At 65.8% G+C, this 12263-nt stretch carries 10 protein-coding genes; 3 read left to right on the top strand and 7 right to left on the bottom strand.

All coding sequences use genetic code 11. The annotated features are described in order from the left end of the window. Positions 1 to 111: 111 nt before the first annotated feature. Both FGU64_RS20365 and FGU64_RS20360 read right to left on the bottom strand, forming a co-directional pair. Complete coding sequence (locus FGU64_RS20365) at positions 112 to 2871, bottom strand: molybdopterin-dependent oxidoreductase (RefSeq protein WP_139954799.1); 2760 nt, start codon at positions 2869 to 2871, stop codon at positions 112 to 114. Continuing rightward, on the bottom strand, positions 2868 to 3722 hold the full coding sequence (locus tag FGU64_RS20360) for a xanthine dehydrogenase family protein subunit M (RefSeq protein ID WP_139954798.1): 855 nt from the start codon (positions 3720 to 3722) through the stop codon (positions 2868 to 2870). The genes FGU64_RS20365 and FGU64_RS20360 overlap by 4 nt, the downstream gene beginning before the upstream one ends. A 215-nt stretch (positions 3723 to 3937) precedes the next feature. On the opposite strand from FGU64_RS20360, the gene pncA reads away from it, so the two are divergent. Both pncA and FGU64_RS20350 read left to right on the top strand, forming a co-directional pair. Further along, a complete protein-coding gene (gene pncA / locus FGU64_RS20355) occupies positions 3938 to 4537 on the top strand; it encodes a bifunctional nicotinamidase/pyrazinamidase (RefSeq protein WP_139954797.1) in 600 nt (199 codons plus the stop codon). Positions 4538 to 4698: 161 nt separating this feature from the next. Next, positions 4699 to 6111 (top strand): sodium:proton antiporter, encoded by a 1413-nt coding sequence (locus FGU64_RS20350; protein ID WP_246671165.1) that lies wholly within the window; start codon positions 4699 to 4701, stop codon positions 6109 to 6111. A gap of 6 nt (positions 6112 to 6117) precedes the next feature. On the opposite strand, the gene rpe is transcribed toward FGU64_RS20350, so the two are convergent. After that, a complete protein-coding gene (gene rpe / locus FGU64_RS20345) occupies positions 6118 to 6792 on the bottom strand; it encodes a ribulose-phosphate 3-epimerase (protein WP_139954796.1) in 675 nt (224 codons plus the stop codon). A gap of 217 nt (positions 6793 to 7009) precedes the next feature. On the opposite strand from rpe, the gene FGU64_RS20340 reads away from it, so the two are divergent. Next, entirely contained in the window at positions 7010 to 7351 is a 342-nt protein-coding gene (locus FGU64_RS20340) for a hypothetical protein (protein WP_139954795.1), read from the top strand. Positions 7352 to 7367: 16 nt separating this feature from the next. Here FGU64_RS20340 and FGU64_RS20335 read toward each other — a convergent pair whose 3' ends face one another. The 4 genes from FGU64_RS20335 to FGU64_RS20320 are packed head-to-tail and all read right to left on the bottom strand — an operon-like array spanning position 7368 to position 12238. Then, positions 7368 to 8309, bottom strand: coding sequence for a glyoxylate/hydroxypyruvate reductase A (locus FGU64_RS20335; protein WP_139954794.1), 942 nt, complete (start codon positions 8307 to 8309; stop codon positions 7368 to 7370). 28 nt (positions 8310 to 8337) lie between these two features. After that, a complete protein-coding gene (locus FGU64_RS20330) occupies positions 8338 to 9969 on the bottom strand; it encodes an ABC transporter ATP-binding protein (protein WP_139954793.1) in 1632 nt (543 codons plus the stop codon). Continuing rightward, positions 9966 to 11132, bottom strand: a complete 1167-nt coding sequence (locus tag FGU64_RS20325; RefSeq protein ID WP_139954792.1) for an ABC transporter permease — start codon at positions 11130 to 11132, stop codon at positions 9966 to 9968. Before FGU64_RS20325 ends, FGU64_RS20330 begins: the two co-directional genes overlap by 4 nt. Continuing rightward, positions 11132 to 12238 (bottom strand): microcin C ABC transporter permease YejB, encoded by a 1107-nt coding sequence (locus tag FGU64_RS20320; protein WP_139954791.1) that lies wholly within the window; start codon positions 12236 to 12238, stop codon positions 11132 to 11134. Before FGU64_RS20320 ends, FGU64_RS20325 begins: the two co-directional genes overlap by 1 nt. Positions 12239 to 12263: the final 25 nt, after the last annotated feature.

Here is a 12263-nt window from a genome sequence, read left to right as displayed (position 1 = left end):
CCCCACCCCTAGCCCCTCCCCTCAAGGGAGAGGGGGACTTGGCTTGCGGCAGCTTCCCCTCCCCCTTGAGGGGAGGGGCTAGGGGTGGGGGTATCCTTGAGCGAAGACATCTCATGCTTCCATCCCCTTTGCCCTGATCGCGGCGAGCACCCGCGAGGGCGTCGCCGGTACCTTCTTCACCAGCACGCCGGTGGCATGGCGGATGGCGTTGAGGATCGCCGGAGCGGTCGGGATCAACACATGCTCGCCCAAACCCTTGGCGCCGAACGGCCCTTCCGGATCGGCCACTTCGACCAGGATGGTTTCGATCGGCGGCACGTCGCCGATGGTGGGAATGAGATAGTCGTGCAGGTTCTCGGTTCGGCCGGGGATGTATTCCTCCATCAGCGCCAGCCCGATGCCCTGCGCGATGCCGCCCTCGATCTGGCCTTCCGCCAGAAGCGGATTGATCGCCTTGCCGACGTCGTGCGCGGCGGTGATCTTTATCAGCCTCACCGTGCCGAGTTTCATGTCGACCTCAAGCTCGGCCACCTGCGCGCCGTAGCCGTAGACGGCATAGGGCTTGCCCTGCCCCTTCTCGTCCAGCGGCAGGGTCGGCGGGTCGTAGGTCTCCTGCGCGACGAAGGCCAAGCCATCAGCGTCGGCGGCGAGCGTGGCGAGGTTGATGCGGCGGGTGGCTTCCCCTTCGCGGATGACGAGCACGCCCGCTTCCAGCGCCAGTTGCGCCGCCTCCGACACGTTGGCGAAGCGCAGGATCTTTTCGCGCAACGCGCGGGCCGCCTTTTCGGCCGCCTTGCCGGTGACGAAGGTCTGGCGCGAGGCGGAGGTTTTGCCGGCGTCGGGGGTGATGGCGGTGTCGGCGCCCTTCAGTCGGATCGCGGCCAGCGGCAGGCCGAGCGCATCGGCGGCGATCTGGGAAATCACCGTATTGGAGCCCTGGCCGATATCGACGGCGCCCTGATGCAGCACCACCTCGCCGGCAGCGGAAATGCCGATCTTGATGGTCGAGGGATTGGGCAGCGAGGTGTTGCCGCAGCCATACCAGCATGACGCCACGCCGACGCCGCGCTTGAGGTCCGCGTTCGCGGCGTTGAAGGCTTTAGCCTCGGTCAGCGCGCGATGCCAATGCGGCTCCAGCGCCTCCAGGCAGGCGGCGATGCCGACGCCTTCGAGCCTCTGCCCGGTGACGGTCTCGTCGCCGTCGCGCAGGCAGTTGGCGAGGCGGAAGGTGAGCCGGTCGATGCCCAGCCTGTCCGCCAGTTCGTCGTAGAGTGTCTCCTGCATGATCGTCGCCTGCGGCACGCCGAAACCACGGAAAGCGCCGGAGATCGGCCCGTTGGTGTGGATGGCACGGCCCTCGGCGCGGTAGTTCGGCGTGCGGTAAGGACCGGAAGCGTGGACCGGCACGCGATTCGCCACGGTCGGCCCCCAGCTCGCATAGGCGCCGGTGTTGAAATCGCCCTCGAACACCATGCCGGCGATGCGGCCTTGCGCGTCCGCGCCGATGCTGGCCCGCATGACGGCGGGGTGGCGCTTGGTGGTGGACATCATGGATTCGGAACGCGTGTAGGCAAGCGCCGCCGGCCGGCCCGTCTTCATCGCCACCAGCCCGATCAGCGGTTGCAGCGAGACGTCGAGCTTGGAGCCGAATCCGCCGCCGGTGGCGGTCGGCACGATGCGTACCTTATCGGGTGAAAGGCCGAGCACCTTTGCCGTATCGTCGCGGTCCATGTAGGGCGCCTGCGTGCAGGCAACGACCGTCAGCGTGTCGCCGTCCCAAGCCGCATAGCCGGCTTCGGGCTCGATATAAGCATGCTCCACATAAGAGGTTTCGATTGTCTGCGTGGCGGCGACGGCCGCCCCCGCCAGCGCCGCCTCCGGGTCGCCGCGCTCGACGAAGCCCTTTGTCAGCAGGTTGCCGGGCCGGTTGGCATGGATCAGCGATGCGCCGTCCGCCTGCGCTTCGGCCGGTTGCAGCATGGCTGGCAGTTCGGTCCACTCGACAGGGAAATCCGACAGGTCGAGGCCAGCCACCGCGTCGCGCTCGGCGGCGACAAGCGCCACCGCCTCGCCGCGAAAGCGTGCCAAGCCTTCGGCCAGCGCCGGCTGGTCTGCGAAGGGCGCAATGACGCCGAAACAGTTTTTGCCCGGAATGTCGGCAGCGGTGAAGATGCCGACGACGCTGGATTTGGCTTTTGCCCAGGCGTCAAGATCGCCGAAAACGAAGCGGGCGTGGTGATGCGGCGAGCGCACGACCAGCACGGCAAGCGCATCGGCGGGGAAGGAATCGCCGCCAAAGGCTTCGGTACCGTTGATCTTGGGTACGCCGTCCAGTCTGGCAATACGCGCTCCAACGGCGTGACCGGAGGCCGGGAGGTGGCGATCGATGCCGCCGGCGTTTGAACCGTAGTCCGCCGCGTCCATCACCGCCGCGACGATCTTGCGGTAGCCGGTGCAGCGGCAGAGCACGCCGCCCAGCGCATCCTGCACTTGCGCCTCGCTCGGAAGCGGTACCTTTTCCAGCAGCGCCGTGCCGGCGACCAGCAGGCCGGGCGTGCAGACGCCGCATTGCGCCGCGCCATGGGCGAGGAAGGAAGCCTGCAAGGCCGACAACGCACCGTTGGCCAATCCTTCCACCGTCGTCACCGTCGCGCCGTTCACCGACGCAGCGGGCGTCAGGCAGGCGCAGACCGGCTCGCCGTCGAGCAGCACGGTGCAGGCGCCGCAGTCGCCGGCGTCGCAGCCAACTTTGGTGCCGGTGAGGCGCAGTTCGTCGCGCAGCACCGCCGACAACCGCCGAACCGGCGGCACGACGAGCGAAACCGGCGCGCCGTTGACGTGGAAGGCGATATCGATGCGCCCTTCGCTCATGCCGCCCGCCTCCCCTCGCCCGGCCCGGCGGCCGCCATCACTGCGCGGACGACGATCTCGCGCGCCGCTTCGATGCGGTAGGCAGCGCTGCCGCGCACGTCGTCGATCGGGGAAAGCTCGTCCATGGGTGCCGCCAGAACCGCATCGCGCAAGGCGGGAACAGGCATACCGCGCAGCGCGGCCTCGACGCCGGCCAGCCTTCGCGCCACTGCCGAGCAGGCACCGATCGCTACGGCCGCCTCGCGGACAACGCCCCCTTCCACCACCAGGCGAGCGGCCGCCATGCCGATGGAAATCACCAGATAGCGACGCGCGCCCAGCTTGACGAAGGCGGAACCGCCGACGGCAGACCGCTTCGGCACGCGGATGGCGGTAACCATCTCGCCGGCGCCGAGCGCGGTACGGCGATTGCCGAGGATGAACTGGTCGAGCGGCAGGCGCCGCACGCCGGCCGTCGAGCACAATTCCACCTCGGCGTCGAGCGTAAGCAGCGCCGGTACGCCGTCGGCCGCCGGCGATGCGTTGCAGAGATTGCCGGCAACGGTGGCGACGTTCTGGATCTGCGGCGAGCCGACCTCGCGCGCCGCCTGTCGCAGCGCATCGAAAGCGGCCGGCAATTGATGGCGGGCGATATCCGTCCAGGTGGTGCGCGCGCCGATGACCCAATGGTCACCGCTGTCGGCGATGCCGCGCAGTTCAGCCAGTCCGTTGATGTCGAGCACATCCTCCTTCAGCGGGCGGTTGCCGAGAGCCGGATAGAAATCCGTGCCGCCGGCCAACAGCCGCCACGGCCGCTCGCCGAGCAAGGCCAGCGCCTCACTGAGAATGGTGGGTTTCGCGTAACGCGTCACGCTCTGCCTTCCCGTCGCTCCTTCCCTCGCAAGGAGCTGCCGGTACGTGGCCGGCAATTCATTTGTATACGAATGATATCAAGCCCCCCGCCATTGTCAAAGACAACCCGCGCGAGCACGTTCCGGATTCGGCGGGTTGACGCGGCGCGCCATCTGGTCAAGTTTCGACCGCCGCCGGCGGCTCGACCGGCATCCACACAGGACAGGAGGCTGGCTTGGCCGGGGAAGCGCTGATCGTCATCGACCTGCAGAACGACTTCTGCCCCGGCGGCGCGTTGGCTGTCGCTGGCGGCGACGAGATCGTGCCGCTGGTCAACGACCTGATCCGCCATGCCGACCACGTGGTGATGACGCAGGACTGGCATCCGGCCGGCCATTCGAGCTTCGCGTCCAGCCATCCAGGCAAGCAGGCTTTCGAGACGATCGACATGCCCTACGGGCCGCAGACGCTGTGGCCAGATCACTGCATCCAGGGCAGCGCCGGCTCGGATTTCCATTCCGGCCTCGCCTGGACGAAGGCGGAGCTTGTCATCCGCAAAGGTTTCCGGCCGGCCATCGACAGCTATTCGGCCTTCTTCGAGAACGACCACAGGACGCCGACCGGACTTGCCGGGTATCTGCGCGAGCGCGGCATCGGCGCCGTCACCTTCGCCGGGCTGGCGACCGATTTCTGCGTCGCCTATTCGGCGCTCGATGCAGTCGACCAGGGGTTCGATGCAACCGTGCGGCTGGACGCCTGCCGCGGCATCGACCTGAACGGTTCGGTGGAGACAATGCTCAAGCGCATGCGCGAGACCGGGGTGCGGCTGGTTTGATGGTGCCGATTGTGCGTCCTTCGAGGCTCGCTTCGCTCGCACCTCAGGATGAGGGAGGTCGTGCTCTCCGCCCAAGAGAGGCTGGCACAACCGGTCCTCATCCTGAGGTGCGAGCGAAGCGAGCCTCGAAGGACGCACGACGATCGATTAAGGGGGACAGAGTGTATCCAGTAAAAATCCTGGCGACGTTGATTGCCGTGTTGACCGCCGGTCCGGTATTTGCCGCCGAGGGCTTGCCGGGCGCCACCATGTCGCTTTGGTGGGCACTGCCCTTCGCCGGGCTGCTGTTGTCCATCGCAACAGGCCCGCTACTCTTCCACCACACGTGGGAACACCATTACGGCAAGATCGCCGCCGTCTGGGCCGCGCTGGTGGTGGTGCCGCTGGCTTTCGCCTTCGGCCCGCATCTGGCGACCGAAGCGGTGCTGCATGCGCTGCTCACCGAATACATGCCCTTCATCATCCTTCTGTTCGCGCTGTTCACCATTGCCGGCGGCATCCTGGTGGCGGGCAACATCCATGGTACGCCGCTCACCAATGTCGGGCTTTTGCTGATCGGCGCGCTGATGGCCTCGGTGGTCGGCACCACCGGCGCCTCGATGATCATGATCCGGCCGATCATCCGCGCCAACGACAATCGGCCCTTCAACGCCCATGTCGTGGTGTTCTTCATCTTCCTCGTTTCCAACATCGGCGGCTCGCTGACGCCGCTCGGCGATCCGCCGCTGTTCGTCGGCTTCCTGCGCGGCGTCGATTTCTTCTGGACCACCATCCATATCCTGCCCGACACGCTTTTCGTCGGCGGCGTAGTGCTGGCGGCGTTCCTCGTTCTGGATATCATCCTGCATCGCCGCGAGGGCGGCCTGCCGAAGGTGAAGGACCCGACGCCGGACTCCAAGGTGCGCGTGCGCGGCCTGCCGAACCTGCCGCTTCTGGCCGGCGTCATCGCCGCCATCCTGCTTTCGGCCTACTGGAAGCCAGGCGTCAGCGTTTCGATCTACGGCGTCGCGCTGGAGTTGCAGAACCTGGTGCGCGACGGCCTGATCCTGCTGCTGGCGCTCGCTTCGCTCGCCGTCTCGCGCAAGGAATACCGCGAGGCGAACGGCTTCAACTGGGGACCGATCGCCGAGGTGGCGAAGCTGTTCGCGGCAATCTTCGTGTGCATCGTGCCGGTGGTGGCGATCCTTCAGGCCGGCGACGAGGGGGCACTGAAGCCGCTGGTGGCGATGGTGACGACCGCTTCGGGCGGGCCGAACGACCTCGCCTATTTCTGGCTGACGGGCGTGCTGTCGTCCTTCCTCGACAACGCGCCGACCTATCTGGTGTTCTTCGAACTCGCCGGCGGCGACGCGCAGCACCTGATGACGGACATGGCGACGACGCTGGCGGCGATCTCGGCGGGCGCCGTCTTCATGGGCGCCAATACCTATATCGGCAACGCGCCCAACTTCATGGTCTACGCCATTGCCCGCCAGCGTGGTGTGAACATGCCGAGCTTCTTCGGCTACATGGCGTGGTCGGGCGTGGTGCTGATCCCGACCTTCATCCTGTCGAGCTGGATCTTCTTCGACTGAGGCTGCCTATCTGGCCGCCTCGGCGGCGGCGCGGATGGCATCCATGTTGGCGCGATAGGCTGCGGCGGTGCCGCCCTTGAAGACGGCGGAGCCGGCGACGAAGGTGTCGGCGCCGGCACTGCTGAGGAGCGGCGCCGTCTCAGGCGACACGCCGCCGTCGATCTGGATGCGGATCGGCCTGTCGCCGATCATCGCCTTGACGCGCTTCACCTTGTCGATCATCGCGGGAATGAAGGCCTGGCCGCCGAAGCCCGGATTGACGGTCATGATGAGGATCATGTCGAGCCGGTCGAGCACGTATTCGACGGCGCTCTCGGGCGTTCCCGGATTGAGCGAGACGCCGGCCTTCTTGCCGAGGTTGCGGATCGTCTGGAGCGAGCGGTCGAGATGCGGGCCGGCCTCGGCATGCACCGTCATGCCGTCGCAGCCGGCATCGGCGAAGGCGGCGAGATAGGGATCGGCGGGCGCAATCATCAGGTGGCAGTCGAAGAACCTGTCCGTGCGATTGCGGATCGCCTTGATGACGGGCGGACCGAAGGTGATGTTAGGCACGAAATGCCCGTCCATGACGTCGAGGTGGATCCAGTCGGCGCCGGCGGCAGCCACCGCCTCGACCTCCTCGCCCAGCCTGGAAAAATCCGCCGACAGCACCGACGGCGCGATCACGATTCCTTCAGCCATTCGCCTTCGTTCTCCAAAAAGCCGCCCACGCCGTAACGACCCGTGCTGCGCTTGTCGACTGGAATCCGCAGGAACCGGAGCCGTCCCGCTTCATTCCCCGCCGCCACAGCGGAAACCGTCGAGGCAATGCCCGGCAGGATGCGCTCTTGACGACGATCGCCCGGTCACGGTCAATAGCGCAGGATAAGCGACCCCGGTCGCGGAAACGGAGGCCAAGATGCGTGCGAGTCTGATAGTTCTGCCGCTGTGCCTGTTTCTGGCGAGTTGCGGTTCCGATTCGTTGGTGGGACACCAGGAACGCAACATCATGTCGTCGCTGCCCTATGACAGCACGCCCTGCAACACCCTTCTGGCCAAGCGTCAATCGCTGATGAGCCGCTACTACCTCGATGAGAACGCCAAGCCGGTCGTCAGCGCGACGCCGCTGGGGCTCGGGCCGGTGGTGCCCGACACGCGCTCGAAGGCGCAACAGGCGGTCGAGCAGGCGCGCGGCGAGATCGACGCCATGAACCGCTCGATGGTGCGGCGCAAGTGCATCCCGGCATCACCCAAGGCGTGAGCCGGGCTTCCGAGGCTCAGTAACCGGCCTCGCGATCCACAAGGTCCCGCAAGGGCTCGCCGCGTTCGAACGCGTCCATCTGCCGAAGGATGATCGGCACCAGATGGTTGGGGTCCGAAGTGGCCGCGGCATGCGGCGTGACGAACACCTTGGGATGAGCCCAGAGCGGGCTGGTCTTCGGCAGCGGCTCGACCTCGAACACGTCGAGGCTCGCTTCCTTCAGCGTGCCGTCCTCGAGCGCGCGCACGATATCGGCATCCTTCTGCAACCGGCCGCGGCCGGCATTGATGAGCACCGCGCCGCCCAGCCCGTTGCGCCGCCGCAACTGCTTGAGCAGGTCGTAATCGACAATGCCCCTGGTGGCCGGCGTCAGCGGCAAAAGCACCACGAGGATATCGGTCGCGTTGAGAAAGGGAATCAGCCCGGCGTCGCCGGCGAAGGTGGATACGCCTTCGACGGCCTGTTCGCGTCGCGACCAGCCGTTGACGCAAAATCCGAGCGACTTGAGGATCGACGCGGCCGCGCGGCCGAGCGTGCCCATCCCCATGATGCCGACGGAAATGTCTCCCGCCGGGCGTTGCGGCGCCTCATGCCAGATCTTCTTGGCCTGCTGGCTGCGGTAGAGCATAGCCTGGCGATGATGGTCGAGCACCCGCCACACAACATATTCGGTCATGTGCTGGGTCAGGTTGTCGGCGACGATCTTGACGATCGGGACGTCGGGCAGGCCGGGATCGGCGAAGACATGATCGACGCCGGCGCCGATGGAAAAGATCACACGCAGGTTGGGCAGCGACGTCAGAAGGTTCGGCCGGTGTTTCCACACCACCGCATAGGCGATGGAGGGATCGGCGGGCCCATCCGGCTCCAGCACCACCTCACGCTCCGTCGACAGGAGCTCATGCCAGCGCTGCGGGTGGAAACCGGTCAGCGCCAGAAGAACGCGGCCTTTGTCCATGACGGGCATTTCGTATTCCCTCAATCACCTACTCGCTCACCGCGCCGCTCGGTGCCGTCTCGATGCGGAATGCGGCCGATATCAGGGCCCGAGTATAGTCGGTTTGCGGATTTCCAAAAATCTGATCGGCTGGTCCAGCCTCGACGATGCGGCCGTTTCGCATGACGATGACGTCGTTGGCGAGCGCACGCACCACCTTCAGGTCGTGGCTGATGAAGAGATAAGCGAGGTCGTGCCTGGCCTGGAGCCCGCGCAGCAGGTCGACCACCTGCGCCTGCACGCTCATGTCGAGCGCCGATGTCGGCTCGTCCAGCATCACGAATTTTGGATTGAGCACCATGGCACGCGCGATGGCGATACGCTGGCGCTGGCCGCCGGAGAATTCATGCGGGTAGCGGAAGCGGGTGGCCGGATCGAGTCCGACCTCGTTCAGCGCGTCGACCACGCGGCCGTCGCGGGCATCGGCGCCGAGCTTCGGCTCGTGGATGCGCAGCCCCTCCTCGATGATCTCGGCCACCGACATGCGCGGGCTGAGCGAGCCGTAGGGGTCCTGGAAGACGATCTGCAATTCGCGCCGCAGCGGGCGCATGGCGTTGAAGGACAGTTTGTCGATGTCACGGCCGTCGAAGCGGATTTCTCCCTTCGACGAGATCATGCGGGCGAGCGCCAGCCCCAGCGTCGTCTTGCCGGAGCCGGATTCGCCGACGACGCCCAGCGTCTGGCCGGCGCGAACGGTCACGTCGATGCCGTCCACCGCCTTCACATGGTCCACGACCTTGCGGAAGAAGCCCTGCTTGATTGGGAACCAGACCTTGACCTGTTCGCCGATCATCACCGGCCGGGCGGCGGGATCGGGCGCCGGCGGCTTTCCCTTCGGCTCGGCGGCGAGCAGGTGGCGGGTGTATTCATGCTTGGGATTGTCGAAGATTTCCTTCGTTGGTCCGGTCTCGACGATCTTGCCCTTGGTCATGACACAGACACGGTCGGCGATTTTGCGCACGATGCCGAGGTCGTGTGTGATGAACAGCATCGACATGCCGTTCTTCTGCTTGAGCCTGGCAAGCAGTTCGAGGATCTGTGCCTGCACCGTGACGTCGAGTGCCGTCGTCGGCTCGTCGGCGATCAGAAGTTCAGGCTCGTTGGCGAGCGCCATGGCGATCATGACGCGCTGGCGCTGGCCGCCGGACAACTGGTGCGGATAGGCGCCGAGCCGCTTTTCCGGTTCGCGGATGCCGACCTCGTTGAGCAGTTCCAGCGTTCGCGCCCGCGCCTGCTCATCGCGCATGCCCTGATGCAGGGACAGCACCTCGACGATCTGCTGTTCGATCGTGTGCAGCGGGTTCAGCGAGGTCATCGGCTCCTGGAAGATCATGGTGATCTTGTTACCGCGCACCCGCCGCAGGTCCTTCTCGCCAAGCGCCATCAGGTCCTTGCCGTCGAAGCGGATTTCGCCCGACGGGTGGCTGGCCGACGGATAGGGCAGAAGCTTCAGCACCGACAGCGCCGAGACGGACTTGCCCGAACCGGACTCGCCGACCAGAGCCAGCGTCTCGCCTTTGGCGATGTCGAACGAGACATGGTCGACGGCGAGGCTTTCCGCGCCGCCCTGCGTGAAGGCGACGGACAGATCGCGGATAGAGAGGAGGGGCGAGGCGCTCACTTGAACGTCTTCCTCGGGTCGAAGGCGTCGCGGGTCGCTTCGCCGATGAAGATCAGCAGCGACAGCATGATCGACAGCGTGACGAAGCCGGCGATGCCGAGCCATGGCGCGTTGAGGTTGCGCTGGCCCTGCTTCAGGAGTTCACCGAGCGAGGCCGAGCCCGGCGGCAGGCCGAAGCCGAGGAAGTCCAGCGAAGTCAGCGTCGAGATCGAGCCGTTGAGGATGAAGGGCAGGAAGGTCAGCGTCGCCACCATGGCGTTGGGCAGAAGGTGGCGGAAGATGATCGTGCGGTTGGGGACGCCCAGCGCACGCGCCGCGTTGACGTATTCGAAGTTGCGGGCGCGCAGGAACTCCGCCCGCACCACGCCGACGAAGGCGACCCAGGAAAACAGCAGCATCAACCCCAGCAGGATGAAGAAACCGGGCGGCAGCACCGCAGCGACGATCAAGAGCAGGTAGAGGACAGGGATGGCCGACCATATTTCGATGAAGCGCTGGAACAGAAGGTCCACCCAGCCGCCGAAATAGCCCTGTATGGCGCCGGCCGAGACGCCGATGACGGCCGAGCCCAGCGTGAGGATCAGGCCGAACAGAACCGAGACGCGAAAGCCGTAGATGACGCGCGCCAGCACGTCGCGTGCCTGGTCGTCGGTGCCCAGCCAGTTCCAGTTGCCGACGATGCAGTCGGGATCGTTCTCGCCCTCGGGGTACTGGGCGCAGCGGGTCTTGACGTCATATTGCCACGACGGCCTGGATGGTGCGGCCTCCGGCACGGCGTTGTTGACGGTGCGATAGGAATAGCGGATCGGCGGCCAGATCATCCAGCCATTGGCCTCGATCTCGTCGCGGATCACCGGGTCGCGATAATCGGTGACGGCATAGAAGCCGCCGAATTTCTCTTCCGGGTAGGCCACCAGCACCGGGAACAGGATCTCGCCCTTGTAGGAGACGATGATCGGCTTGTCGTTGGCGATGAACTCGGAAAACAGCGTCAGCACGAACAGCGCGAGGAAAATCCACAGCGACCAGTAGCCGCGCCGGTTGGCCTTGAAATTGGCCCAGCGGCGCTTGTTGAGCGGCGACAGCCACGGCCGTTTCACCGGGCGGGCGCCGACTTCCTCGCGCTGCGTTTCCACGGCTGCCTTCAACTGGACATCCGACATCAGACGTCCCTCCGCTCGAAGTCGATGCGCGGGTCGATCCAGGTGTAGGTGAGGTCCGACACCAGGCTGATGAACAGGCCGATGAGGGAGAAGATATAGAGGTTGGCGAAGACGACGGGATAGTCGCGATCGACGATCGACTTGAAGCCGAGCAGGCCGAGCCCATCCAGCGAGAAGATGTTCTCGATCAAGAGCGAGCCGGTGAAGAAGGCCGAGATGAAGGCGCCGGGGAAACCGGCGATGACGATCAGCATGGCGTTACGGAAGACGTGACCGTAGAGCACCCGGTGCTCGGACAGGCCCTTGGCGCGCGCGGTGACCACGTACTGCTTGCGGATCTCGTCGAGGAAGGAGTTTTTCGTCAGCAGCGTCGTGGTGGCGAAGGCCGACAGCACCATCGCGGTAAGCGGCAAGGTGAGGTGCCAGAAATAGTCGAGGACGCGGGCCGGCCAGGAGAGCTGGCTCCAGTTGTCCGAGGTCAGGCCGCGCAACGGGAACAGGTCCCAGAACGAGCCGCCGGCGAACAGGATCATCAACAGGATGGCGAACAGGAAGCCGGGAATGGCGTAGCCGACGATGACGATGGCGCTGGTCCAGGTATCGAAGGACGAGCCGTCCTTCACCGCCTTGCGGATGCCGAGCGGGATCGAGATCAGATAGGAAATCAGCGTGATCCACAGGCCGAGCGAGATCGATACCGGCATTTTCTCCAGGATCAGGTCGACCACGGAAACGTCGCGGAAATAGCTCTGGCCGAAATCGAAGCGGGCATAGTTCCAGATCATCAGGCCGAAGCGCTCGAGCGGTGGCTTGTCGAAGCCGAACTGCTTCTCCAGCTTGGCGATGAATTCGGGATCGAGCCCCTGCGCCCCGCGATATCGCGAATCGGCACCGCCGCTTGCCTCGAAGCCGCCGCCGGCGGTGACGTCGCCACCACCACCGCCGCCCAGACGATCACCGGAATCGCCGCCCTGGTTGGTCAATTGGGCGATGACGCGCTCGACAGGGCCGCCCGGCGCGAACTGGACGATGACGAAGGACACCGCCATGATGCCGAGCAGGGTCGGGATCATCAGCAGGAGGCGACGCAGGATATAGGCGCCCATCAGGCCTCGCCCCTCATGTCCGGCC

The organism is Mesorhizobium sp. 8 (assembly GCF_006351905.1).
Taxonomy (GTDB): domain Bacteria; phylum Pseudomonadota; class Alphaproteobacteria; order Rhizobiales; family Rhizobiaceae; genus Mesorhizobium; species Mesorhizobium composti.
This window is presented reverse-complemented; position numbering and strand designations above follow the sequence as displayed.

Coding starts and splice junctions, on each gene's coding strand:
- FGU64_RS20365 (WP_139954799.1), bottom strand. CDS start 2,871: ATGAGCGAAGGGCGCATCGATATCGCCTTCCACGTCAACGGCGCGCCG.
- rpe (WP_139954796.1), bottom strand. CDS start 6,792: ATGGCTGAAGGAATCGTGATCGCGCCGTCGGTGCTGTCGGCGGATTTT.
- FGU64_RS20340 (WP_139954795.1), top strand. CDS start 7,010: ATGCGTGCGAGTCTGATAGTTCTGCCGCTGTGCCTGTTTCTGGCGAGT.
- FGU64_RS20335 (WP_139954794.1), bottom strand. CDS start 8,309: ATGGACAAAGGCCGCGTTCTTCTGGCGCTGACCGGTTTCCACCCGCAG.
- FGU64_RS20325 (WP_139954792.1), bottom strand. CDS start 11,132: ATGTCGGATGTCCAGTTGAAGGCAGCCGTGGAAACGCAGCGCGAGGAA.
- FGU64_RS20320 (WP_139954791.1), bottom strand. CDS start 12,238: ATGGGCGCCTATATCCTGCGTCGCCTCCTGCTGATGATCCCGACCCTG.